The organism is Novosphingobium sp. DS6-6 (assembly GCF_057784975.1).
This window is the reverse complement of sequence record NZ_JBYNTS010000004.1, coordinates 204,736-228,823: the sequence shown is the minus strand read 5'-3', so window position 1 is coordinate 228,823 and position 24,088 is coordinate 204,736. Positions and strand designations below refer to the sequence as shown.

Here is a 24,088-nt window from a genome sequence, read left to right as displayed (position 1 = left end):
TTCTCATTTAAAGCCGAGTGTGGCACGAATATGGCGTGAACCGCCCCGCTGCCCGAGATCGTCGCAAACCGCGGCCCGCCCGTCCGCTCGATGCTGCTTTGCTCGATGAAATGGCGCTGGCCTATGTCGCGCGGTTTGCCACCAGCACCGGCAAGCTGGCAGCCTACCTCACCCGCAAGCTGCGTGAGCGCGGCTGGGACGAGGGCGCCCCGACGCCGCCTGACGTGCCCGCCATCGTCGCGCGCATGGCCGCTGCCGGCTATGTCAGCGACGAAAGCTATGCCCGGATGCGGGGCGCCAGTTTGCGGCGCCGCGGGCTGGGCGCGCGGCGGATCGTGCAGGATCTGGGCCAGGCCGGAATCGCGCCGGGCCTGCGCGTCGATGCGCTCGGTTCGGGGCAGGATGCGCGCGCGGCGGCCCTGGCGCTGGCGCGGCGGCGGCGGCTGGGGCCGTTCGGCCCGCGCGGGGCGGATGGACGGATCGATCCCGCCTTGCGCGAAAAGCAGGTGGCGATCTTCCTGCGCGCCGGGCACCCCCTTGCCATGGCGCGCGCGCTGGTGAATGCAGCAGGCGAATGCGAAGCGGAAGACTGGGTCTATGAATCAGACGATTAAGACAGCACTGGCGAGCGTGGCGATCGTGCTGGCGGGCGGGATGATGGCCTGCTCGCCCACCGCAGCCGACGCCCGGCACCGTGACGAGGATGCCCTGGCCGCGCCAGCCGGCGCGCCGGGCGTGCATCCCATCTCGGGGCTCAAGGTCATTCCTCTTGCCGTCGCCACCGCAAGCGGGCGACACGAATTCCGCGTGGAAGTGGCCGCGAGCGGGGAGGAACAGGAAAAGGGCCTGATGTTCCGCACCGCGATGGGGGCCGACGAAGGCATGATCTTTCCCATGAACCCGCCCCGCATGGCTGCGTTCTGGATGAAGAACACGGTCATTCCGCTGGATCTGATCTTTATCGGCCCCGATCATCGGGTGCTCAACGTGGCCGCCAACGCCGTGCCTTATGATCCGACCGCGCTGCCCTCGGCCGGCCCGGTCTCCGCGGTTCTCGAACTCAACGGCGGCCGCGCGGCGCAGATCGGTCTCAAGCCCGGCGACCGGGTAGCGTGGTAGGACCGCGATCGACCGCAACAGCACCCTTGCCGACTCCCCCTTTCAAGCGCTAGGGCAAAAGGACCCGTGAGCGGCGGCTGCAATCGGAATAACGGCTTCATGAGCATTCTCGGCAAGATCTTCACCTGGTGGGACGGCGCGACGTTCGGTACGCTGCTCGATAACGCCCGCAATGGCGAGCGGGTCGGCCATGATGCCCAGGGCAACGTCTATTACCGTGCCAGGAAGCCTTATCCCAAGGGCCACCCGTTTCAGGGCCGCGAGCGTCGCTGGGTGATCTACAACGGCGCCAACGATGCCAGCCGCGTGCCGGCCGAATGGCACGGCTGGCTTCACGGCACGATCGATGGCGTGCCGGAAAGCAATCTGCCCCCGCCGCGCATCTGGGAGACCGAATTCACGCCCAATGCCACCGGCACGGCCAAGGCCTATCGCCCCATGGGCTCGCTCGAGCGGGGAGGCAATCGCGCGGCGGCCAGCGGCGACTACGAAGCCTGGTCTCCCGAAGGCTGATGCCCCGTTTCCTGCCGTCGGTTACGGTCGTGCTGGCCGGCGGCACGCTGCTGCTGGCCGCCTGCAACCGCGAGCCGGCCGAAACCGCGCCGCCGGGCGAAGCTACCGCTGCCGCGCCGGTTGCCGCCGCCAGCGGTGGCGCGGCGGAAAGCGATTACGGCACCCCGGTGAAAGACCGGGTGGCGACGCTGGGCTTTCTCAACAAGCGCAACAACATCACCCAGGACATCGTGCTGCGCTCTGGCGAGGCGAAGCGCATCGGCAATGCCATCGTGCGGCTGGGAACCTGCGAACGCACTGCCCCCTGGGAAGACCCGGCCGAAACCGGCGCCTTCGTGCAGCTCTATGTCGAAGAACGCGCGACCACCGAGCAGAAGCTGGCCTGGCACAAGGTCTTTTCCGGCTGGCTGTTCAGGAATGCACCGTCGCTCAACGTGGTTGAGCACCCGGTCTATGATGTCTGGGTCAAGGATTGCGCGATGAAATTCCCGGGTGAGGAAGAGAGCCCGGCATCGGCCGCCGCGGCCAGAAGCGCGGCAAAGCCCGACGGTAAGCCGGCTGCCGCCGCCCCGGCCGACGATGCCCCCGCCGCCGACGATGCTCCTGTCGAGGAAGATGCGGGCACACCGGGCGATCCGGCCCCCGAGTAACGGCCGGCCTCGTCAAGCAGGCGCAGATAGTCCGCCTGGGGAATTTCCACCGCGCCCAGCGATGCGAGATGCGGCGTCGAAAACTGGCAATCGAGCAGAGTGACACCGGCTTGACGCAGGGCCGCCACCAGCCAGGCGAGCGCGACTTTCGATGCGTCGCTTTGCCGGCTGAACATGCTTTCGCCGCAGAACACGCGGGCAAAACCCACACCATAGAGCCCGCCTGCCAGCACGCGCTGCCCGTTGCTGTCCAGTGCCCAGGCTTCGATGGAATGAGCGTGGCCCTGCATGTGGAGCGCGCGATAGCTTTCGCGGATGCGCCACGAGATCCAGCTGTCCTGCGCCCCGGGCCGCGGTGCCGCGCAGGCGTCGATCACCGCGTCGAACGCGGCATTGCACGTTACCGCGAAACGCCCGCGCCGCAGCGTGCGCGCCAGGGAATGGGAACAGTGGAAGCCATCGAGCGGCAGGACCGCCCGCATGCGCGGCTCCACCCAATAGATTTCCGGATCGTCGCGGCTGTCCGCCATCGGAAAGATGCCGGCGCGATAGGCCCGTAGCAGCAGGTCGGGCGGGATCAGGGGGGCGGTGGATTGCAACATGGCGGCTGAAAATCTTCATCCGCCGGTTGCGCTGCCCGCGTCAACCCACTAAGGGCGCTCCCCGACACAGGAGTGTAGCTCAGTTGGTAGAGCATCGGTCTCCAAAACCGAGGGCCGGGGGTTCGAGTCCCTCCACTCCTGCCATTTTCCTTATTCTGCATCGCCCTTGCGCCTTGGCTGCGCACGCAGAACGGCCGCCACCTTTCGGCAGCGGCCCTCTGTTTGGTAGCGAATTGTTTTCGCGTCGAGAGATCAGCCGCCCGTAGAGCCGCCTGTCGCTCCCCCGGTCCCGCCGCCAGAGGTACTGCCACCGGATGTTCCGCCGCCCGACGTTCCGCTGCCGCTGGTGCCGCTCTGCGGACTTCCCGTGGTGGAACCTGTGCCGCCCTGTGAGGACGAGGAACCGGTGGACGAGGAATTGCGGCCGCGGGTGTGGCTGCCTTGATGGCGCGTTTCGCTCGTGCCCGTGGCGGTCGATCCGCTGGACCCCGGAGGCGTGGCGGTGCCGGTCTGGCCGGTTCCGGTCGTCCCTATCGTTCCCGTTCCGGTAGTGCCGGTCGGGCTGGGCCAGGTCTGGCCGGTTCCCGTCCTGCCCGCTCCGGTATCGCCGGCGTTCGAACCGGTCTGCCCAGTGCCAGTACCCGTCTGGCCCGGCCAACTCTGGTTGGCGCCGCTCTGGCTACCGGTGCTGGTGGTGCCGGTGGTTCCGCTTGTTCCGGTCCCCGTGCTTCCAGTCGTGCCTTGCTGGGCAAGGGCTGGCAGGCTCAAGGCCGCCGTGCCCAGCAGCAGGGCCGTGGTTATCGTGATCGCGCGCATGATCAGGCTCTCCTTGCAATCCCATCGCCATGACGTTGCTCATCATTGAGATGCTGGTGGCGCGAAGGTGCGCCCCGGGATGCAGATAGGTAACCACCAGAAACGACATCGTTTCCAAAGGTTGCGTTGCAGCGCCCACTGGATGCGCCAAGCCGGCCGGGCGCCCCCGCCGCCTCTGCACTTGCCAAGCGCCGCGCTTGGCCCTAGATACGCGAGACCTTCCGACATCGGAGCCTTCGCCTGCCCCTCCCGGACCTGTCCGGGGCGGCGATGGCCCCTAGGCGGAAGGAACGACATTCTTTCAGGCAGCGAAGGCAACAGGCCATGGCCAAGATCAGCCCCGGCGAATTCTTCAACCAGGTGAAGGCAGAGGCGCGCAAGGTGGTCTGGCCCACGCGCCAGGAAACCACCACCACGGCGATTTTCGTGGGTATCATGATGCTGATCCTGGCGGTGTTCTTCCTGGGCATCGACAGCGTGTTCGGCATGATCGTGCAGTGGCTGCTCACGCTGGCCTGACGATAAACCTCTGATCGTAAACCTCTGATCGATAAACCCCTGATCGACAAACCTTCGCACATAGAGACGCATTATGGCCCGCTGGTACATCATCCACGCCTACTCCGGCTTTGAAAACAAAGTCCGCGATTCGATCATCGCCGAAGCCGAGCGCATCGGTCTCTCGCAACTGGTCGAAGCGGTGGAAGTACCCACCGAAACGGTGACCGAAGTGAAGCGCGGCAAGAAGATCGCGGTCGAGCGCAAGTTCATGCCCGGTTATGTCCTCGCCAAGCTGTCGATGAACGACGATATCTATCACCTGATCCGCAACACGCCCAAAGTTACCGGCTTCCTGGGCCACAACGGCAAGCCGCAGCCGATTTCCGAAAAGGAAGCCGCGCGCTATTTCGGCGCGCGCGAGCAGGCCGCCGCCCAACCCACCCGCCAGGTGGCCGTCGATTACGAAATCGGCGATTCGGTCAAGGTCAACGCCGGCCCCTTCGCCTCGTTCAACGGCGTGGTGGAGGAACTGGATTTCGACAAGCACCGCGTCAAGGTTTCGGTTTCCATTTTCGGCCGCGCCACTCCGGTGGAACTGGGCTTCGACGAAGTCGAGCTGGTCAAGTAAGGCCGGTCGCGTTCGCCCGCTCCTGTCGGGGGCGGGCGCCGGTCCTATCGGCCGGTCCTTTGCTTCCACCCTTTCCGGCCACCCCTCCCGCCGGTGCTTTCCGGTTGCAATTGCGGCCATGCCTGCTAAGGGCGCCTGCTTCGCATGACGGCTTCGGCCCCATGCGTATCCGTGCGGTAGAGCGGCCCCGGCCGCTCGCTATCACCGCTTACTCTGCGGGGCCTTGCGGCCTCAACAGGAAGAAAAGGAGGCCATCATGGCCAAGAAGATCGAAGGCTACATCAAGCTTCAGATCAATGCCGGCGAAGCCAAGCCTTCGCCGCCGATCGGCCCCGCGCTGGGTCAGCGCGGCGTCAACATCATGGGTTTCTGCAAGGAATTCAACGCCGCCACGCAGGAAGTGGAAAAGGGCACGCCGCTGCCGACCGTGATCACGGTCTATGCCGATCGCTCGTTCACGTTCGTGACCAAGACGCCGCCCGCCACCTATTTCATCAAGAAGGCCGTGGGCATCAAGTCGGGTTCCAAGACTCCGGGCAAGGCTTCGGCCGGCACCATCACGCGTTCGCAGCTGGAAGAGATCGCCCAGGCCAAGATGAAGGACCTGAACGCGAACGATATCCAGCAGGCCGCCAAGATCATCGAGGGTTCCGCCCGTTCGATGGGCCTGCAGGTTGTGGAGGGCTGATCCAATGGCAAAGCAGACCAAGAAGCAGAAGGCCCTGACCGCGAAGCTGGGCGACAACCAGAAGCTCTACAGCGTGGACGAAGCGATCCAGCTGCTCAAGGACCTCAAGAGCGCCAAGTTCGACGAATCGCTCGAAGTGTCGCTGAACCTGGGCGTCGATCCGCGCCATGCCGACCAGATGGTGCGCGGCATGGTCAGCCTGCCCTCGGGCACCGGCAAGGACGTCAAGGTTGCGGTGTTCGCGCGCGGCGACAAGGCCGAGGCGGCACTGGCCGCCGGGGCCGATCGCGTCGGCGCCGAAGACCTGCTGGAAGACATGCAGGCCGGCAATCTCGATTACGGCCGCGTGATCGCCACGCCCGACATGATGGGCCTCGTCGGCCGTCTCGGCAAAGTGCTCGGCCCCAAGGGCCTGATGCCCAACCCCAAGCTCGGCACCGTGACGCCGAACGTCGCCGATGCGGTCAAGTCCGCCAAGAGCGGCCAGATCGAATTCCGCGTCGAAAAGGCCGGGATCATCCACGGCGGCATCGGCAAGCTCTCGTTCTCGAACGAAGCCCTGCGCGCCAACTTCGACGCGTTCGTCGATGCGATCGTCAAGGCCAAGCCCTCGGGCGCCAAGGGCAAGTACGTCCGCAAGGTCGGTCTGTCCTCGTCGATGGGCCCCGGCCTCAAGATCGACGTAGCCCAGGTGCACGGCAGCTAAGACCGCCGCGCTGAAGATGCAGGAATACGAGGCCGGGAAGGATTGCCTTCCCGGCCTCTTTCCGTTTGCGCGGGATGAGCTGTTGGAGCGTCCGGGCGGAGGCTGGGTTTGGGACGTTTCTGCCAATCGCCGCTGCTCCTGGGAACGTCTGAAGACGCCGAAACCGGCCATTTGTCGGCCCGCACAAGCCTTCTCTCCTATGTCAGGGCTTGCGGACAGTCCGGAACGGCAGGTTACGAAATTACAACGCCTGCGAACTGTCGCCAGCATGCCGCAAACCATCTCGGCCTAACAAGCAATGACGTGGCCAGTGCTTCAGCAGTGTTCGCGCCTCCCGCTGGCGCACCTGAAGTGCAACCAAGTTTTTAGTCCAGCAAAGGCAGGCTCGATTCACTCGGAATCGGGAGCCGAGGGCCAATCCGCCGCGGTTCAGTTGGCATGCTGCTTTCCGAGGTGGTCGCTGTCGTGTATGATGCTCAGCAAATGGCAAAGAAACACTACACTTGGCGAACGGGCGAAGCACCGCCCGAAATCGGCGGTCACAGTCTTGCAAAGCATCGCATCTTGGATCGCTACATCAGGCGCTATATCGAAGTTTGCACGGCCACTCCGGTTCAAGAGAGGCTAAATCTGACCATCATCGATGGCTACTGTGGCGGCGGCAGGTATCGCTTCAACAACCGCGACGTGCCAGGCTCTCCTCTCGTCCTCTTGAATGCGATTGCAGAAGCTCAGGAAGTCCTGAATCGCACGCGCCCGAAGGGCTTCGAGATCCGCACCGAGTTCGTGTTCGTGGATCTCCATCGCTTTCACACGGACTATCTTCGTGCGGAGATCGAAGCCTCCCCGTTCAGGGGGCGGCTCGACAAGACCATCCACATATGGACCGACGATTTCAACGACCGCGTCAACGACGCCATCAGCCTCGTGCGCAAGCGATCGCCACAGCGGGGAAGATCGATCTGGCTTCTGGATCAATATGGCTGGAGCGATGTCGCGTTCGGATCGATGCGCAAGATTCTCGGCCAGTTGGAGAAGGCCGAGATCTTTCTGACCTTCAGTGTCGACAGCCTCATCGACTACATGAGTGAGACGCGTCTCGAGCAACGCAGCTACCGGGATGTCAATCTTGATCCTGGCTTCATCTCGGAGCTTACCACTGAGAAAGGGGAAGGTCCGGGCTGGCGGACTCTGATCCAGAACACGCTGTACCAACACCTCAAGCAGCAGACCGGAGCGGAGTTTTACTCCCCCTTCTTTATTTACTCGCCCGAGGCTCACAGAAGCTACTGGTTCCTGCACCTTTCTCGCCACCGTGAGGCGCGAAACGTGATCGGCAACATCCACTGGCAGGAAAACACCATCTCGCTCCACCATGGAGGCGCAGGCCTGCAAGCGCTTGGCTTTGCCAATGCGGCTCATCCGGATCAGCTTCTGCTACCATACACATTCGATGCCCACTCCAGGCGCCTGTCTCACAAGGTCCTGATGGAACAGATCCCGCACAAGATCCGTACTGCAATCGATTCGGACGTTGCTCCGTCCCTCGAGACGCTGTTCGGCAATCATTGCAACGACACGCCCGTTACCCGCGAAATCTTCGAGGAGGTCTTGATCTCCCTGCGAGACGAGGGCGAAATCCGGATCGAGGACGACCTGGGTAAGGACAAGCCTCGCACGCAAACGGTCACCTGGTCCGACCGTATCATGCTGGCTCGTCAACCGTCCCTGTTCAGCCGATTGAATTCAAACTTCCCAACAGGCAGGAGCCAACCCTAGCTTGGCTCGTTAACCTGGTGATGCTAGGCTCCCTGAATGTCCGGCATCGACGGCATGGATCTGAATTCGGCGAGAGAGAACTGTGGACACCGTTTGGCGGGACGATGATGAGTGGGAGCGGCTGCCGCTGTTTCCTGAACTCCCCCCCAGCCCACCGCTTCTCGTGGATGCGGAAGAACGTGTCTTTGCCGATCCGTTCTTAGCTGAACTCGCACATACGCGGCCTTTGCAGCGACTGAAGAATATCGGCTTCCTTGGCGCGCTCGATTATATCCGGGCACCCAGTGGCGCCGACTTTCACCGTCGGCGCCACAATCGCTATGATCACTCGCTGGGTGTGGCCGAGCTCGCATTGCTCTATGCTGATATTCGCGATCTAAACCGGTACGACAGCCGGATCCTGGCGGCTGCGGGCATTCTCCATGATATCGGCCACGGACCGCTGTCCCACACGCTCGAACCCGTGTTCAACGCCAACTTCGGCATAAATCACCACAAGGCCGGAACGGCTATCCTGGAAGGCAAGACCGCTCTTGGTTCGGAAATCCAGGAGATCATGCGGGCCTACAAGATCGATCTCGACGAGGTCGTTGCGATGGTCGATGGCACGCATACCGGGCCGCATGCCTTCCTCTTTGGCAGCCCCATCAATCTCGACACCATCGAAGGCATCAGCCGCTCGAGGCTTTTTGCGGCCAAAGCGACACGCCCATTCAATCCAAAGCGCCTGGTGGCATTGATCGCGGCGGAATCAGCATGGCCCGCCAAGGCTGCGGATGAGTTCTGGCGACTGAAGGACAGCGTCTACAACCTGATCATTCATCACCCAAGCGGTTTGCTGTTTGACGGCCTTGCGCAAGCCTACATGTCCCTCGAAATAGCACAGTTCCGGCCCAGAAACTTCCTATGGAACGAAGAACAACTGCGAAGCCACCAGCCTAGCTTGTTCAGCATCTTTGCCTGGGCCCGATCATCCAAGCGCCGCGCCCTGAATCGTCTGTCCGAGAAGAACCCGAAGATTTTCGACCATGCTGTAAGAGCACCCGTTCGGCATTTTTCTGTGAACGAAAGCACGACGGTTTGCACAGCGGCCGACTTGAGCAAGCGCTACGTTCAGACCAAGCTGAGCAGAAGCATATCAATTGCTGAACTGGTAGGGAAAAACATGATTACAAAGGCCGCGACGGCATGACTTTAAGCCATGATGCGGCAGCTGTATTCGCCGATACCTCGAACCGGTCCGAAGCAGACCTAGCCAAAATGAGGGAAGTTGCTCGTGAGATCATCGGCGACAATCAGCAACTGATCGTAGGCGTCAACGGTAGCTACGCGAGGCGAGAAGCCACCAGCGGCTCTGACGTTGATCTTTTTGTCCTCTACAGGAAGGATGCGATCGCTGATGCAAACTCGGCGCAGGAAGTGTTGCGCACGCGTCTTCGGGCAGCCGGATTCAAAATGCCTGCAAATGGCGGTGTATTTGAAGCGCCCCTGAGCGTGAGCTATCTGAGCCAGACCATTGGCGGCATGGATGATAAAAACGAGTTCATCACGCGCCGCATGCTCCTCCTGCTGGAGGGCGAATGGCTGTACAACGAGAGCGGCTTCAATGACGCCCGGACGCGTCTGCTCACGCAGTATGTGGCTCCGAATATTCGGGCGGACCAGATCTGCATGTTCCTCCTCAACGACATCATCCGCTACTGGCGGACCATCTGCGTAGATTTCGAATACAAGGTTCAGAGTGACAACAAGCCACGCGAAATCCGGCTCATCAAGCTGCGCTTCTCACGCATGCTCCTGTTCTTTGCGGGTGTAATGGCCGTGGGAGCAACGCACGGACTGGAGCGCAATGCGAAGATCGCAAAGTTGTCGGAGTTGCTGGCTGTGCCCGCTTACGAGCGCTTGACGAAGCTCGCCGGCGACAAGGCAAGCCCAGCCCTTGAACTCTACGCCAGATTTCTGAGCGCTCTCGACGATCCCAAGGTACGCGAAGCGCTTTCCCAGCCACAATCAGTCCAGACGGAATCTGAGGAGTACCAGCAACTGAGAGCCCAGGCTCAGCAGTTCAGGGGCCATCTTCTCACGTTGCTGAAAGAGCACTTTGGAACAGACAATCCAACGGTCACAGCTCTCATGCTGTAACCCGTTTTCCTTGACGAGCGTGACGCAAGGCGTGACGATGAATTCGGATAGGAAATAGCAGTGGCAAAGAATTCCAGGATCGAGTGGACGACCCACACGTTCAACCCCTGGTGGGGCTGCGTGAAAATGTCCCCTGCTTGCAAGTTCTGCTACGCTGAAAGCTGGTCTAAGCGCCTCGGAAAGAATGTTTGGGGCATCAATTCCGAAAGGCGCTTCTTCGGACCCAAGCATTGGGCCGAGCCGCTTGCCTGGAACCGTGCCGCCCTCGCCTCTGGCGAACGCCCACGCGTGTTTTGCGCGTCGATGGCAGACGTGTTCGAAGACCGCAGAGACCTTGACGGTGAGCGCGAGAAGCTATGGGAACTGATCGGTAAGACTGCAGGCCTTGACTGGCTCCTCCTCACCAAACGACCGGACCTGGTGCGCCAGCTAACACCTTGGGGCGACAGCTGGCCGGACAACGTTTGGATCGGCACAACGACCGAAGATCAGGAATGGGCGGACGAGCGGCTTCCAGCATTGGCGCGCCTACCAGCTAAAGTCCGCTTCATATCAGCCGAACCACTGCTCGGACCGGTAAAGCTTGGACCTTGGGCTCCATACATCCACTGGGTCATTACCGGTGGGGAGAGCGGCCCCAATGCCCGGCTTTCGAGCCCGTCATGGTTTAGGTCTTTGTTAAATGAGTGCATGGCGACCGATATTCCGTTCCACTTCAAGCAATGGGGTGACTGGGCCCCCGGGCAAGGCTTAAACCTCGCCAAGGCTAGGCACGCGGCCGCATCTGACGGAACGACCATGTTAAGAATAGGGAAAAAGGCTGCGGGCCGTTTACTTGATGGGGAGCAATGGAACGGGCTGCCGAAATTTGATCGCGGGTAGACCGCTTGGTGTTAAATACACGCAAAGAATACGATTATTATATTTTTGCCCGCGCTTTTTCTCACCACGCCCGACCATATCTTTCTGACTCCAAATGCGTAATGAACGATGGGCAGCAATCGATCACGGCAACCTGAAGCGCGACTGTCCGGATTGTCGGCGCTTTTGACCGAGATAATCGGTCACAAGCCAACGGCAAGATTCGGCACAACCGGACGCTAAGCGTGTCGGGGGTGAACGACCGGCATTGGTCGAAAACGGCCACCCCGCCCCCCCTCAGCGCACACTCGCGCGGGTGTAGCATTCCACCGCCAGGCTGATCGCGCGGCCATCGGGATGGCGTAGCAGGGCGCGGTGCGAGAGTACGGTGCCGGGCGGGCATTCCGCCAGCCGGCCGCGCCGCGTGGCGAGGCGCTGGCGGGTGAAGTGCAGGGACGCCGCGACGGTGCCGAACGGCGTGTCGGTGGTGGCGAGCGTTTCCACCATGGCCGGGGCCAGCCGCGCCGGCACGAACCAGTTCTGCGCATCCGACAGGACCGCGCCTCCGCACGACAGCCGCACGTGGCGAAAGCCCAGTGGCTCCTCTGCGCCCACGCCCAGAGCGGCGCGGACGCCGGACGGGACCGGGCGCGGGGTGCGGTCGGCCTGGGCGCGGATCGTGGCGGGATCGGCCAGGCGCCGGGTGGCGCACCATTGCGCCAGGGTGGCCGTGGCGCTGGGCCGGGCGGCCAGCGCCGCTTCGAGCGCGGGCAGCCGCGTCGGCATGCAGCCGGCCAGAGCCGCCAGCAGAGGCGCCAGAACGGTCGCTGTCGCGACGAGGCCCCAGAGGCCCCTGAGGGCGCTTGTCATGGCGCGGTGCAGGGCGTCCTGGCGGCCAGCCAGTCTGTGTCATCGGCAAAAGGCGCCGGATCGTCGCCGGGCTGCGCCGCGCCCTTGAACGTGGGCTCATCGTAAATCGACGAGGTATCGTTGTCGAAGCCGGGGATCTGGCGGTTGAGATCGGCCGCCTGCCTGGCGCTGATTTCAGGCACCAGTACCCGCCGGCTCATCACCGTGCGCATCACGTTGGCCGTCAACCCCGCCTTGCGCAAATAGGCGACACCGCCGAGCGAACGATCGACCGGCGCGGCGTGATAGTGCCACGCCCGCGCGGTGCCCGGGGGCGGCAGGCGCACGGTGGTCGCCCAGCAGCGGAACTTTGGATAATCGGTTTCATAGGGCAGTGTCTGATCCTGGTCGGCCGGGCGGCGCAGCCGGTCGGGCGGGAAAAAGCCGGCCCCCTGTATCGTATAGCGATGGGTGCCATCGCCCAGGTCCTCCCAGTCCATGTCGCCCATGCCTTGCGCGTTCAGCACCATGGCGCCGTGGGCATCGTCCGCTTCCCAGGAAACCTTGTCGGTCACCAGCCAGTTTTCCCGCGCCTGCCAGTATTTGCGCAGAGCCCGTTCGGCGTCTGCCGCCGGCAGGCTGGAAAGATAGCCGCGCACCTGCAGCGCTTCGTCCCCGCGCACGATATGGCGCACGCGCACCTTGGCCCGCGCGTCCATGCCGGCGCTGGCATCGATATCGAGCACGGCCAGGAAATGCGGCAATGTCGGTGGCGGGGTATCGAGGGGGCGGATCGAGGCGCCTTCGCGGGTGATCGGCAAAGCCTGTCGCCAGGGCGGGGGCACGATCGTCGCGAGCGTGCGATCGCCCAGTCGCGTGCCATCCAGCAGCACCGTCTTGCCATCGATAAACGCGCCGACCACGACGTGATCGAACAGCCCGGGGTTCGGCAGGCGATCGGACAGCCCGTCACCGCCCTTGGTCTGGATCAGAAACGGCTGGGCATCGATGCCCAGTTCGCGCAGCAGGGCCAGCAGCAGCACACTCTTGCCCTTGCAATCGCCAAAACGGCGCTGCCAGGTCTCGTCCGCGCCCGCCGGCGTCAGATTGGCGCCATCCATGCCGACATAGACATAGCGCACCTGTTCCTGCACCAGGCGCAGGGCCGCCTCGGCGCGTTTGGCCGGGTCGTCGGAAGCGGCCGCGATCCGCGCGATTTCGGCCCTGAGCGGGCTGCCCGGCGCCAGATGGGCGGCCGTCTCGTAAAGCGGGAACAGCCGGCGCGAGAAATCCGGCCAACTGGGGTAATTGGTGAATTCCACCAGCCGCCGCCAGCGATAGCGCGGCGGCGCGCCCTGGGGTACGTCGGCCGGCGGATCGGGGTCGTGCATGTCCACCGCGATACCGCTCATGCCGTTCCCGGTCGAAAACGGCACGGGCCTGACGTCGGGCGTGCTCTGCCAGCGCAGCGGCCGGTTCTGCGGCCAGCTTACCCGCAGGCGAAAGGTGCCGGTCGCGCTGCCCTGCGGCAACAGGTACAGATCGCCGCGTGCGTCGGGCAGCGTCGGGTCTTTCACCGTCACCGTGGTGGCCAGTTCCACCTCGTCTCCCACTTCCAGCCCGGGAACCTGATAGGCGGCGGTCAACCGCCCGTCGAGCGCGGCAAGCTCCAGGTTCTTTTCGCGCTGCATCACCGCAAACCTGGCCGTGCGCGTCAGGTCGCGCGGTTCGCCCGCATGGAACACGCGCAGGCGATGCAACACCATGCTGCCGGAATCGGGCGACCAGGTCAGCGTAAGGTTCCCGGCGTCGAGGCCCTGCGGCTTGGCGATGCGAAAGCGCACGGCCGTATAGGCCTGCAGCCCATCAGCGCCGGCCAGGTACTGCGTATCGCTATAGATCACCGCCAGCGCGGCGTCGGTCGACGGCGCGGTGACGGCAGCCGGCGGCGGGGGCACGACCCATGGCGCCGGGCTTGCCACGATCACTTCCCGCATGGAAGAGGGCGCGGCGAGGGCCGGCGTCGCAGCAAGCAAGGCGGCAACGAGCGCGGGAGACGCTATCGAAAGCATGGCCGAAACCGTTTCCTGCCCGGCCACCATGGCCGCCCTATGCCGCTTGCTCACGTCATCCCCCGTCATGCACCGATAATCCCGGCAGCGCTGGCCAAGTCCAGGAGAATTCAACCGATTCCGGTCAGATTCCGCCCGGCACGCCCTGCCGACCCAGCACGGCAAGCCCGGCCAGAAGATCGGCGGCGCAGGCATCGATCACGGCCTGGTCGGTGGCGCGGATGACGAAGTTGGCGCCCACGCGTCCCTCGCGGAAGAACGGATAGGATCCGATCTGGCAGCCGGCATGGGCCTGCTCGGTCTCGCGCAACAGGTCTGCCACTTCGCTTTCCGTCACCCAGCAGCCGATCGTGTCGGACAGTACGGGCAGCCCGCCGTCCAGCTTGCCGGTCAGCGCCGCAAGCATTTCGGCGGCGATATGCGGCACGCCGGCCAGCAGGTGGATATTGGCGACAGCGATGCCGGGGGCCCCGGACAGCGCGTTTTCGATCAGGCTGGCCCCGGCGGGCACCCGTGCCATGCGCAGCCGCGCCTCCGTCAGGCCGCCGCGCGATGCGTAATAGTCTTCCAGCATGGCCCGCGCCGCCGGGTGGATCACCACTTCCACCCCCAGGGCGGCCGCCACGGCATCCACCGTGATGTCGTCATGGGTGGGGCCGATGCCGCCGGTGGTGAACAGATAGTCGTTGCGCGCGCGCAGCGCGTTCACCGCCTCGACAATGGCGGCCAGATCGTCGGCGACCACGCGCACTTCCTTGAGCCGGATGCCCTGGACGTTGAGCCAGGTGGCGACCTGGGCGATGTTCTTGTCGTGCGTGCGCCCTGACAGGATTTCGTCGCCGATCACCAGCAGGGCGGCAGTCCAGATGCGGGAAGCGTCGCTCATCGGGCACCACCGATAGCGTAATCGGGCGCTGGCGCAAGCGTATGCGGAGCGCGGTCGAACCGCAGCACGCCGTCTTCCACCGGGTCGCGCCGCAGGAACGCGCGGTCGGCCAGGTAATCATGGTTCAGGCGCCAGCGCCTGTCTGTCGTGCTGCGCGGCATGATCGCCCAGCCGCGCTGGAGATAGCCCGACGAAAATGCCAGGGTCTCGTCGAATTCCAGCCCGTGGTCGGCCGGCAGCACGGGCGTGGCAATCTGCGTTCCGGTCCGCGCCATGTGATCGAGCACGCGCACGGTGAACGCGGCCACCAGATCGGCGCGCAAGGTCCACGATGCGTTGAGATAGCCGAAGATCTGCACCAGGTTGGGCAAGTTCGAGAGCATGCAGTCCTTGTAGTGGACATGTGCCGCCGGATCGACCGGCACGCCATCGAGATGGAGCGCGATCTTGCCGGCTATGGCCAGCTTGAGCCCGGTGGCCTTGACGATCACGTCGGCAGGCAGGTGTCGTCCATCTGCCAGATCGAGGCCATCGTGCCCCACCTGCGCGATCGCGCCGGTCACGATCCGTGCCCGGCCCGAACGGACGGCGGCGAACAGATCGCCATCGGGCACGAGGCACAGCCGCTGCTGCCAGGGGCCATAGGGCGGGGTGAACGCCGCTTCGTCCCAGGCCGGGCCGAGGGCGCGTGCCGTCCGCCGCTTCAGCCAGGCGCCCACCCTATCGGGCGCGTGGCGGGCATAGGCATAGAACCAGGCGCTGACGCGGATATTCCAGGCCCGCAGCAGGGCGCTGGCGGCACGCGCGGGCAGAACGCGATGAAGCGCACGGCCGAGCCGGTCGTGACGCGGCCGGGCGATGAACCAGGTGGGCGTGCGCTGCAGCATGGTGACTTGCGCCCCTTGTGCGGCGAGCGCGGGCACCAGGCTCGCCGCTGTCGCGCCCGATCCGATCACCACCACGCGCTGCCCCCGCACGTCAAGGTCCTGCGGCCAGAACTGGGGATGGACGATGCGCCCGGCAAAGCCGGCTTGCCCTGGCAAGGCCGGATCATGGGCGGCGTCGTGATCGTAATAACCGGCCGCGAGCACCAGGAAACGGGCCGAAAGGGCGCTTTCCCGCCCGGCCTGGTCGATCAGGGCAAGGCGCCAGCACGCGGCCTGGCTGTCCCAGTCGGCCTGCGTCACCCGCGTACCCAGGCGAATATGCCGTCGCAGGCCGAATAATGAGACGACATCGTTCAAATAATCGCGAATGGCATCGCCATCGGCAATCGCATCGGCGCCCCGCCATGGCGCAAAGCCGAAGCCCAGCGTGTGCATGTCGCTGTCGGAACGCACGCCGGGATAGCGGAACAGGTCCCAGGTGCCACCGATGGCGGCGCGGCGTTCGAGCACGGCAAAGCTGCGCTGCGGGCAATCGCGGGCAATGTGCGCCGCCATGCTGATCCCGCTGATCCCCGCGCCGATGATGGCAAGATCGAGATCGGGCGGGCGCGGCGCGGTGGTCATGGCATGGCCTGAAGTAGGGCCGAACCGCGCAAATGCCAGCCCGATTGCGCTTTCGCCGTGCCATTGGCACATAGGCGGGCATGACGATCATCGCCGCGCGCCGCTATGTGCAAGACCCTTCCGGCCATACGCTCGCGCGGATCGCCCGCCCGCTCGATCTGGACAAAGGCTTTTCCGCTGTGCCGGATGGCGCGTTCGACTGGATCGGCCTGTGCGAACCGGCCCATGACGAGATGGAGCGCCTGGCCGCACACTATGGCCTGCATCCCCTGGCGGTGGAAGACGCGCTCAGCCCGCAGCAGATGCCCAAGCTGGACCAGTATCAGCGGCACCTGTTCGTGGTGGCGCGCACTGCTTCGCTGGAGCCCGACGAAACGCTCAGCTATGGCCAGACCGCCTTTTTCCTGGGTGCCGATTTCATCATCTCGGTGCGGTTCGGTTCGACCCGCGCTCACCTGGGCCTGCGGACCACGCTGGAGGCCAATCCTGAACGCCTGGCCGAAGGCGCGGACTACGTGCTGCACGCCGTCCTCGATTTCATCGTCGATGGCTATCTGCCGATCATGGACGCGCTCGAAACGGTGGCCCACGGCATGGAGGAAGCGGCGATCGACGCCTTTCCCGACCAGCGGACGATCCGCCGGATATTCCGCCTGCGCCGGCAACTGCGCCGGTTCGAGCGGATCATCGGGCCGATGGAGGAAGTGTGCCAGCGGCTGGCCGAAGCAGAACTGGCGCTCGTCGATCCAACGGCGCGGATCTGGTTTCGCGACGTGCTCGACCATGTACGCCGCGCCATGGCGCGCATGCGCGGGCTGAAAGAGACGCTGGCCGCCATTGTCGAAACCGCCAGCCTGCTCGAACAGCACCGCCAGGGCCAAATGACCCGCCAGCTTGCCGCCTGGGCCGGGCTTCTGGCGGTGCCCACGGCGATTGCCGGCATCTATGGCATGAATTTCGATTTCATGCCCGAGCTCAAGTGGCGCTATGGCTATTTCATGGTGCTGGGCCTGATCGCGACGGTTTGCGGCGGGCTTTACTGGCGGTTCCGCAGGATGGGCTGGCTGTAAAGCAAGCCGAAACGCCGATCTGCGGCAATCGGGCGTGCCGGATAGTGCCTTTGGGCGTTCCGACTCCAGGGGCCGCGGCTTTCGACGGCTTTCGACGATCGGCAGTAAGGGACATCGACGCGCATGGCTGGCGGATCGACACGCACCATTCTGATCGCCCTGGGGGCAAACCTGGGCATTGCCGTGGCAAAGTTCGCTGCCGCTGCCCTGACCGGGTCGTCTGCGATGCTGACCGAAGGCGTCCACAGCCTGGTCGATTCGACCAACCAGTTGCTGCTGCTGCATGGCCGTGCCCGTGCCGTAAAGCCGGCCGACGCGCTGCATCCGTTCGGTTATGGGCGCGAGCTTTACTTCTGGAGCTTCATCGTCGCCATCCTGGTGTTCGCGCTGGGAGCGGGGGTTTCGATCTATGAAGGCGTGCTGCATATCCTCGATCCGGTGCCCGCCGAAAGCCCGTTGATCGCTTTCGTCGTGCTGGGGGTGGCGTTCGCGCTGGAAGGCTGGTCGATCCTGGCTGCCCTGGGCGATTTCAATCGTGGCCGGCGCGGCACCCTGTGGGCAGCGATCCGCGATACCAAGGACGCGCCCACGCTGGTGATCCTGCTGGAGGATTCGGGCGCGCTCACCGGCCTGGTGCTGGCGGCGGCGGGCCTCGGCCTCAGCCTCGTCACCGGCAATCCTGTATGGGACGGGCTCGCCTCGGTCCTGATCGGGCTGGTCTTGGGCGGCCTGGCGTTGATCCTGCTCTACGAGGCCAAGGGCCTGCTGATCGGGGAAAGCGCCGATCCCCGGCTGGTGGCTGCCATCCGCGCCTGCGCTGCCGCCCATGCCGGAGTGGTCCGCGTGCACGAAGTGCTTACCGTGCACAGCGCGCCGACAATGGTCACGGCGATCATCAGTGCCGATTTCGAGGACGCGATCACCGCCCGCGACGTGGAGCGCATCGTGCTGGCGATCGAGACCGAGGTTGCCGCGCGGTTTCCGCTGGTGGCCCGCGTCTATGTGCGTCCGCGCGACAGTGCGGCCGAGAACGCGGCCGAGAACCCGACTTTTGCCTAGGCGATCACTCCGAACAGGTCGTGCGCATCGGCGTCTTCGACCACCACGTCCACGAAATCGCCGGCCCGCAAGGCTTCGGGCACGTTGCGCAGATAGACCGCGCCGTCGATTTCCGGGGCATCGGCCTGGCTGCGGCCGGTCGCGCCGATGTCGCCATCCTCGTCCGGCTCGCCGACGTCGTCGATGATCACGCGGATCGTGCGGCCCACTTTGGCGGCCAGGCGTGCGGCGCTGATCGCCTCGGTCCGGGCCATGATCCGGGCATAGCGTTCCTCCTTCACTGCTTCGGGCACGGGATCGGGCAGGGCGTTGGCGGCCGCGCCGGCGACCGGCTCGAACCGGAAGGCACCGACGCGATCGAGCTGGGCTTCATCGAGCCAATCGAGCAGGTACTGGAAATCCGCTTCGGTTTCGCCGGGAAAGCCGACCACGAAACTGGAGCGGATCGCCAGATCGGGGCAGATGGCCCGCCAGGCGCGGATGCGGTCGAGCGCTTTGGCCTCGTTCGCGGGGCGCCGCATCGCGCGCAGCACTTTGGGGCTGGCGTGCTGGAACGGGATGTCCAGATAGGGCGTAAGCAAGCCCTGCGCCATCAGCGGAATGACCTGATCGACGTGGGGATAGGGATAGACATAGTGCAGCCGGACCCACGGCACCTGGCCTTCGGGAGTGCGCAACTGGCCCAGTTCGCGCGCCAGGTCGGTCATGTGCGTGCGGACGTCGCGGCCTTTCCAGGCGCGCGTTTCATGGCCCACGTCCACGCCATAGGCCGAGGTATCCTGGCTGATCACCAGCAGTTCGCGGGTGCCGGCGGCCACCAGCTTTTCCGCCTCGCGCAGCACGGCGTCGATCCGCCGGCTGGCCAGCTTGCCGCGCAGATCGGGAATGATGCAGAACGTGCAGGCGTGGTTGCAGCCTTCGGAAATCTTGAGATAGCCGTAATGCCGCGGGGTGAGCTTGACGCCGCCCATATCGTCGAGCGCCTGGGGAATGAGATCGAAGTAAGGCCCCATGGCCGGCGGCGCCGCCTCGTGCACGGCTCCCACCACCGCTTCGTACTGATGCGCGCCGGTGACGGCCAGCACATCGGGGAAACGGGCGCGGATCGCGTCGGCCTCGTTGCCCATGCAGCCGGTCACGATCACGCGGCCGTTTTCGGCCATTGCCTCGCCGATTGCGGCGAGGCTCTCCTCCTTGGCCGAATCGAGAAAGCCGCAGGTGTTGACCAGTACCACATCGGCCCCGGCATAGTCGGGGCTCATTGCATAGCCATCGGCGCGCAGGCGGGTAAGGATGCGTTCGGAATCGACCAGCGCCTTGGGGCAGCCCAGGCTGACCATGCCCACGCGCTTGGGCTCGGGTGCGGGCGTGGCGGTGCTGTTGCGGGAATCGGAAGAAAAAAGGGCCATCGTGCGCGCGCCCATACGCGCAAAAGCGCCGCGCGTCACGCGTGATGCATTCGCGGTGGACAACAGCAGCCGTTGCGACGGGTCGTGAATGGAAAGCGATGGTATCCTGATGCATGTTTGCGCTTTGCTGCGCCCGGGTTTAGGCATCGTGCAGCAAGGGAGCGCGCCGGGGGGCGTGCAACGGGGGCGCAACACGGGGGCGCGGTACGGGGAAAAACGCGATGGGTCCGGTAAACTGGTTGGCAGTCGTATTGGCCGTGGTGGTGGCGCTGATCGTGCAGGGGCTGTGGTATGGCCCGCTGTTCGGGCGGGCACGCCTGGCCGAAGTGGGGCCGGGCGGCCTGGGCTTGCGCACCGCGCCCTGGCGCACGCTGGCGATCACCGCGGCACTGCTGCTGGTGACCGCCACGATGATGGGCCACATGTTCGCCCGCGTCGGGCCGGTCACGCTGGCGGCCAAGCCATGGCTCTATTTCATGATGTCGGGCGGCCTTGCCGGTGCATTCGTCATTCCCGCGCTGTGGATCAGCTATGCCCAGCAGCGCGTATCGGCCCGTCTGGCCATGATCGATGCGGGCTGCCTGATAGTGTGCTACCTGGCGATGGGAACGGTGTTCTGGCTGCTGGGTTGGTTGGATTTGTAGAGTCCAGACCATTCCCGGCCGCTCCCCGATCATCCGGCCGGCGCTCCCAGGAAGATGTCGATGACCGGGCAGGATTTCGCCATTCTGGAAGCCCCTTCGCCGCTCGGTCTTTCGCCCGAGGGTGTCGAACTGCTGCCCGAAGCGCTGCTGCGCGCCGGCCTTGACGATCTGCTTGGTGCCCGCCACGCGGGGCGGGTGCCGCCACCTCCCTACCAACCGGCGCGCGATCCGGCGACGGGGCTGCGCAATCCGCAGGCCATTGCCGACTATTCCTGCGCCGTTGCCGATCGCGTCGGCGCTCTGCTTGACGAAGGGGCGTTTCCGGTCGTGCTCGGGGGTGATTGCTCGATCCTGCTGGGCAATCTGCTCGCGCTGCGCCGGCGCGGCCGCCATGGGCTTCTTTTTCTTGACGGCCACGCGGACTTCTATCAGCCCGAAGCCGAGCCCAATGGCGAGGCGGCTTCGATGGACCTGGCCCTTGCCACCGGACACGGTCCGCGCATCCTGACGGATCTGGAAGGCAGGCGGCCGCTGATACGCCACGAAGACGTCGTCCTGTTCGGCCGGCGCGATGGCAAGGATGCCGAGGCACACGGCAGCCAGCGCGTGGAAGATACCCCGATCCACCGGTTCGAGTTGCCGACCATCCGGTCGCTGGGCATCGCGGCGGCGGCCGACCAGGCGGTCGCGCTGCTAACGGCGCCCGGCGCCGACGGCTTCTGGATCCACCTGGATGTCGACGTGCTCGATGACGCGATCATGCCGGCAGTCGATTACCGCATGGAAGACGGCCTGTCGTGGAACGATCTGGCAATCGCCCTGCGGACCAGCCTCGGCAGTGGCCGCGCGATCGGTATCAACGTCACGATTTTCAATCCCACGCTGGATCCAGGGGGAGATATCGCACGGCGGCTGGCCCTGACGATCGGCCAGGCCCTGAACCCGGGCACATCGCGCGCAGCGAATTGAGGGCGATCCTTGACGGCTATCGCCCCTCCGGCGCGGTCGCCGGTTGCAGTAGCAGCGGGACCAGGGGATTGGGAAAGCGCCGCGCCATGGTCACGGCAAAGAACGTCTCGACGATGCCGGGCAACTGATCGCCTTCCACCAGCACGCCCGCCGCAATTTCGTCCTTGACGACGATGCGGGGGAGAACGGCAAGGCCGATGTCCTCGCGGGCGAGAAGGCGCATCATCGCCATGTCCTCCACTTCCGCCACGATCTGCAGCCTGACGCCCAGGCGGTCCGCCAGCGCGTCGAACCCGCTGCGCACGCTGTTGTCCACCGTCGGCAGGATGATCGGGTGCTTGCGCAGCCGGTCTGCCAGGCTTGCCGTCTCTCCCAGCCGGTCGGGCGTGCCGACCAGAATGACCGGGCGTTCCGCCAGGCGATGGGTGACGAGCGGTGTCAGCGCGTCGGCCGGCGGGGCCTGGTTGAGCAGGACCACGTCGAGATTGAGCGCTTCGAGCGCGCGCAGCAGTTCGCCCGCGCTGCCCGAGCGCAGGATGAGATCGATGTCGGTACGGCCAAGCACGGGGCGCAGGAATTCCATCAGGAAATTGCGCGACAAAGTGGCGAGCGAGCCGACGCGCAGGGCCTGGCGCGCCGCGCCCGTCTGGCGAAGGGTGCCCAGCAGTTCCTCACCCGTGGCGAAGATCGCATCGGCATGGTCGAGCACGATCTGCCCCGCCTCGGTCAGGTGCAACTGCCGTCCGCGCCGTTCGAACAGCGGATGATCGAGGTGCTCTTCCAGCTTGCGGATCTGCACCGACAGCGCCGACTGCGTCAGATTCAACCGCTTGGCCGTGCGGGTGAGGTTTCCGTCATGCGCTACGGCCCAGAAGTACCGCAGGTGGTTGTAATTCAGCGCTGCCATGGCGTTCGATAATAGCGAACGATTTCTTGCAAACAATGAATTTTATTTTGATCGTGTCGGCGATTATCGAACGGCATCACGACTGCCATCGAACCCGGAGATTGCCTTGTCGCTCTATCTGCTTCCGCTCGGCGCACCGCTGGTGCTGCTTGTTGCCGCCGTTATGGGCTTGGTGCGGCAGGGCCGCCGCCCGGCCCTGGTGCTTGCCTTTGCCGAAGGCTCGGCGTTGGGTGCGTTGCTGATCGCCCTCGCGTCGCTGGCACTGCTGGCGTTGCATGGCGCCGGTAGCAGCGGGCTTCTCGGGGCGAGCGGCATCGGCCTCTCCGCCCGGCTCGACGCGGTGAGCGTCACGATGCTGGTGCTGGTGGCCTTCGTCGGCTGGATCGTCGTGCGCTATGCCCGCACCTATCTCGACGGAGAAGCGCGGCAGGGCTACTTCATCGGCTGGCTGTGCACCGCGCTCGCGGCCGTGCTGCTGCTTGTCCAGGCGGGCAATCTGGTCCAGCTGGTCGTGGCCTGGATCGTCACCAGTTTCGCGCTGCGCCGCCTGCTGCTGTTTTATCCCGATCGCGTGGCGGCCCAACGCGCGGCGCGCAAGAAGCGCCTGTTTTCCACGATCGGGGGCGCTGCCCTGATCGGCGCGGCCGTGCTTTTGTGGTCGAGCTTCGGCACGACCGACATCGCCACGATCGATGCCCTGGCCCGCACGGGTGGCGCAGGGGCCGGTGGCGCATCCTGGCTGGTGGTAACGGCCGCAGCCCTGCTGGCGCTTGCCGCGGCGCTCAAGTCGGCGCAGTTCCCCACGCATGGCTGGCTGACCGAAGTCATGGAAGCGCCGACGCCGGTTTCCGCCCTGCTGCATGCCGGGGTGATCAACGCCGGCGGCTTCCTGCTGATCCGCTTTGCCGACGTCATGCTGACGGCCCCCGGGGTCTTGGCCGTGCTGGCCATGCTGGGCGGCTTCTCGGCCCTGTTCGGCGCGCTCGTCATGCTGACACAGCCGGCGGTCAAGACGGCGCTCGCCTGGTCCACCGTCGCGCAGATGGGCTTCATGGTCCTGCAATGCGGCCTGGGGCTGTTTCCGCTGGCCCTGCTCCACATCGTCGCCCACTCGCTGTACAAGGCCCATGCGTTTCTGGCTTCGGGTGGCGCGGTTGAGCAGGTGGCTGCCATTCGCCGCCCCGGCCCGGTTGCCGTGCCCAACGGTTCGGCCGTGGGCCGCGCATTCCTGATCGCCCTGGCGATCTATGCGGGCATCGGTGCGGCATTCGGCCTTGCCTTCGGTTTCGAGCACAAGACGCCCCAGGCGCTGGCGCTCGGCGCGATCCTGATCTTCGGCGTCGCCTATCTGCTGGCCCAGGGGCTTGCCGATGCCGCGCCGCGCCAGTTGACGCGCAAGACCGCGATCTATGCCAGCGCCGCCGCGGTGGGATACTTCGCGCTGCAGACGGCTGCCGAATGGCTGACCGCCGGCGTTCTGCCCGCCACGCCGCTTCCTGGCCGCCTGGAATGGACGCTGATGGCACTTGCGGTGCTCAGCTTCGGGCTGGTGGCCGTGGCGCAGGCGCTGTTCCCTCTCTGGGCCTCGCACCCCGCTGCTGCCGGGCTGCGCGTCCACCTTTCCAACGGTCTTTACGCCAACGCCACGGTCGACCGGATCCTGGGCGGCTGGTCCGTCTCTAAGACGTCGTAAACCAATCATCCAAG

Annotated in this window: 24 protein-coding genes, 1 tRNA gene and 1 pseudogene; 18 read left to right on the top strand and 8 right to left on the bottom strand. The window is 65.1% G+C overall.

What is annotated here, in order from left to right; translation table 11 throughout:
• Positions 1–35 precede the first annotated feature (35 nt).
• The 4 genes and pseudogenes from AC3EDY_RS06975 to AC3EDY_RS06960 form a co-directional block, all read left to right on the top strand.
• Complete coding sequence (locus AC3EDY_RS06975; RefSeq protein WP_488571755.1) at positions 36–614, top strand: RecX family transcriptional regulator; 579 nt, start codon at positions 36–38, stop codon at positions 612–614.
• A complete protein-coding gene (locus AC3EDY_RS06970) occupies positions 598–1,119 on the top strand; it encodes a DUF192 domain-containing protein (protein WP_488571754.1) in 522 nt (173 codons plus the stop codon). Before AC3EDY_RS06975 ends, AC3EDY_RS06970 begins: the two co-directional genes overlap by 17 nt.
• Before the next feature lie 99 nt (positions 1,120–1,218).
• Entirely contained in the window at positions 1,219–1,632 is a 414-nt protein-coding gene (locus tag AC3EDY_RS06965; RefSeq protein ID WP_488571753.1) for an NADH:ubiquinone oxidoreductase subunit NDUFA12, read from the top strand.
• A pseudogene (locus tag AC3EDY_RS06960) lies at positions 1,632–2,048 on the top strand (DUF2155 domain-containing protein); the annotation flags it as partial. The gene AC3EDY_RS06965 and the pseudogene AC3EDY_RS06960, both read left to right, overlap by 1 nt.
• Before the next feature lie 35 nt (positions 2,049–2,083).
• Here the strand turns inward: AC3EDY_RS06960 and aat are convergent.
• Complete coding sequence (gene aat / locus AC3EDY_RS06955; RefSeq protein ID WP_488571752.1) at positions 2,084–2,884, bottom strand: leucyl/phenylalanyl-tRNA--protein transferase; 801 nt, start codon at positions 2,882–2,884, stop codon at positions 2,084–2,086.
• Positions 2,885–2,952: 68 nt separating this feature from the next.
• Here aat and AC3EDY_RS06950 point away from each other — a divergent pair.
• A tRNA-Trp gene (locus tag AC3EDY_RS06950) sits at positions 2,953–3,028 on the top strand.
• Positions 3,029–3,136: 108 nt separating this feature from the next.
• On the opposite strand, the gene AC3EDY_RS06945 is transcribed toward AC3EDY_RS06950, so the two are convergent.
• On the bottom strand, positions 3,137–3,700 hold the full coding sequence (locus tag AC3EDY_RS06945; protein ID WP_488571751.1) for a hypothetical protein: 564 nt from the start codon (positions 3,698–3,700) through the stop codon (positions 3,137–3,139).
• Positions 3,701–4,024: 324 nt separating this feature from the next.
• Between AC3EDY_RS06945 and secE the strand changes: the two genes are divergently transcribed.
• From secE to AC3EDY_RS06905, 8 genes are all read left to right on the top strand, one after another.
• Positions 4,025–4,219 carry a preprotein translocase subunit SecE gene (gene secE / locus AC3EDY_RS06940; protein ID WP_488571750.1) on the top strand — a complete coding sequence of 65 codons (195 nt, stop codon included), beginning with the start codon at positions 4,025–4,027 and terminating at the stop codon, positions 4,217–4,219.
• Between the two features lie 73 nt (positions 4,220–4,292).
• Positions 4,293–4,829: a transcription termination/antitermination protein NusG gene (nusG, locus tag AC3EDY_RS06935; protein ID WP_488571749.1), complete on the top strand. Its 537-nt coding sequence runs from the start codon at positions 4,293–4,295 to the stop codon at positions 4,827–4,829.
• A 256-nt stretch (positions 4,830–5,085) separates the two neighbouring features.
• Positions 5,086–5,517, top strand: coding sequence for a 50S ribosomal protein L11 (rplK, locus tag AC3EDY_RS06930; protein ID WP_488571748.1), 432 nt, complete (start codon positions 5,086–5,088; stop codon positions 5,515–5,517).
• Positions 5,518–5,521: 4 nt separating this feature from the next.
• On the top strand, positions 5,522–6,223 hold the full coding sequence (gene rplA / locus AC3EDY_RS06925) for a 50S ribosomal protein L1 (RefSeq protein ID WP_488571747.1): 702 nt from the start codon (positions 5,522–5,524) through the stop codon (positions 6,221–6,223).
• Between the two features lie 438 nt (positions 6,224–6,661).
• On the top strand, positions 6,662–8,002 hold the full coding sequence (locus tag AC3EDY_RS06920) for a three-Cys-motif partner protein TcmP (protein WP_488571746.1): 1,341 nt from the start codon (positions 6,662–6,664) through the stop codon (positions 8,000–8,002).
• An 82-nt stretch (positions 8,003–8,084) separates the two neighbouring features.
• A complete protein-coding gene (locus AC3EDY_RS06915) occupies positions 8,085–9,194 on the top strand; it encodes an HD domain-containing protein (protein WP_488571745.1) in 1,110 nt (369 codons plus the stop codon).
• Positions 9,191–10,144: a nucleotidyltransferase domain-containing protein gene (locus AC3EDY_RS06910; RefSeq protein ID WP_488571744.1), complete on the top strand. Its 954-nt coding sequence runs from the start codon at positions 9,191–9,193 to the stop codon at positions 10,142–10,144. Before AC3EDY_RS06915 ends, AC3EDY_RS06910 begins: the two co-directional genes overlap by 4 nt.
• Positions 10,145–10,204: 60 nt before the next feature.
• Positions 10,205–11,026 carry a DUF5131 family protein gene (locus AC3EDY_RS06905; protein WP_488571743.1) on the top strand — a complete coding sequence of 274 codons (822 nt, stop codon included), beginning with the start codon at positions 10,205–10,207 and terminating at the stop codon, positions 11,024–11,026.
• Between the two features lie 276 nt (positions 11,027–11,302).
• On the opposite strand, the gene AC3EDY_RS06900 is transcribed toward AC3EDY_RS06905, so the two are convergent.
• The 4 genes from AC3EDY_RS06900 to AC3EDY_RS06885 all read right to left on the bottom strand — a co-directional run bounded on the left by AC3EDY_RS06900 (position 11,303) and on the right by AC3EDY_RS06885 (position 16,323).
• Positions 11,303–11,875, bottom strand: coding sequence for a hypothetical protein (locus AC3EDY_RS06900; protein WP_488571742.1), 573 nt, complete (start codon positions 11,873–11,875; stop codon positions 11,303–11,305).
• On the bottom strand, positions 11,872–13,980 hold the full coding sequence (locus AC3EDY_RS06895) for a DUF3857 domain-containing protein (protein WP_488571741.1): 2,109 nt from the start codon (positions 13,978–13,980) through the stop codon (positions 11,872–11,874). The genes AC3EDY_RS06900 and AC3EDY_RS06895 overlap by 4 nt, the downstream gene beginning before the upstream one ends.
• Before the next feature lie 70 nt (positions 13,981–14,050).
• The gene (locus AC3EDY_RS06890; RefSeq protein WP_488571740.1) at positions 14,051–14,812 is read right to left on the bottom strand and encodes a competence/damage-inducible protein A; all 762 of its coding nucleotides are present in this window, start codon (positions 14,810–14,812) and stop codon (positions 14,051–14,053) included.
• Positions 14,809–16,323 (bottom strand): flavin-containing monooxygenase, encoded by a 1,515-nt coding sequence (locus tag AC3EDY_RS06885; protein WP_488571739.1) that lies wholly within the window; start codon positions 16,321–16,323, stop codon positions 14,809–14,811. The genes AC3EDY_RS06890 and AC3EDY_RS06885 overlap by 4 nt, the downstream gene beginning before the upstream one ends.
• Positions 16,324–16,403: 80 nt before the next feature.
• On the opposite strand from AC3EDY_RS06885, the gene AC3EDY_RS06880 reads away from it, so the two are divergent.
• Positions 16,404–17,393 (top strand): magnesium and cobalt transport protein CorA, encoded by a 990-nt coding sequence (locus AC3EDY_RS06880; RefSeq protein WP_488571738.1) that lies wholly within the window; start codon positions 16,404–16,406, stop codon positions 17,391–17,393.
• A gap of 123 nt (positions 17,394–17,516) precedes the next feature.
• Complete coding sequence (locus tag AC3EDY_RS06875; RefSeq protein ID WP_488571737.1) at positions 17,517–18,452, top strand: cation diffusion facilitator family transporter; 936 nt, start codon at positions 17,517–17,519, stop codon at positions 18,450–18,452.
• On the opposite strand, the gene rimO is transcribed toward AC3EDY_RS06875, so the two are convergent.
• Positions 18,449–19,861: a 30S ribosomal protein S12 methylthiotransferase RimO gene (gene rimO, locus AC3EDY_RS06870; protein WP_488571736.1), complete on the bottom strand. Its 1,413-nt coding sequence runs from the start codon at positions 19,859–19,861 to the stop codon at positions 18,449–18,451. The genes AC3EDY_RS06875 and rimO overlap by 4 nt on opposite strands.
• Positions 19,862–20,082: 221 nt before the next feature.
• Here rimO and AC3EDY_RS06865 point away from each other — a divergent pair, with 221 nt between their 5' ends.
• Complete coding sequence (locus tag AC3EDY_RS06865; RefSeq protein WP_488571735.1) at positions 20,083–20,505, top strand: DUF1761 domain-containing protein; 423 nt, start codon at positions 20,083–20,085, stop codon at positions 20,503–20,505.
• A gap of 60 nt (positions 20,506–20,565) precedes the next feature.
• Positions 20,566–21,474: an arginase family protein gene (locus AC3EDY_RS06860; protein ID WP_488571734.1), complete on the top strand. Its 909-nt coding sequence runs from the start codon at positions 20,566–20,568 to the stop codon at positions 21,472–21,474.
• A 16-nt stretch (positions 21,475–21,490) separates the two neighbouring features.
• Here AC3EDY_RS06860 and AC3EDY_RS06855 read toward each other — a convergent pair whose 3' ends face one another.
• Complete coding sequence (locus tag AC3EDY_RS06855) at positions 21,491–22,381, bottom strand: LysR family transcriptional regulator (RefSeq protein WP_488571733.1); 891 nt, start codon at positions 22,379–22,381, stop codon at positions 21,491–21,493.
• 106 nt (positions 22,382–22,487) lie between these two features.
• Here AC3EDY_RS06855 and AC3EDY_RS06850 point away from each other — a divergent pair, with 106 nt between their 5' ends.
• Positions 22,488–24,074, top strand: a complete 1,587-nt coding sequence (locus AC3EDY_RS06850; RefSeq protein WP_488571732.1) for a proton-conducting transporter transmembrane domain-containing protein — start codon at positions 22,488–22,490, stop codon at positions 24,072–24,074.
• Positions 24,075–24,088 lie beyond the last annotated feature (14 nt).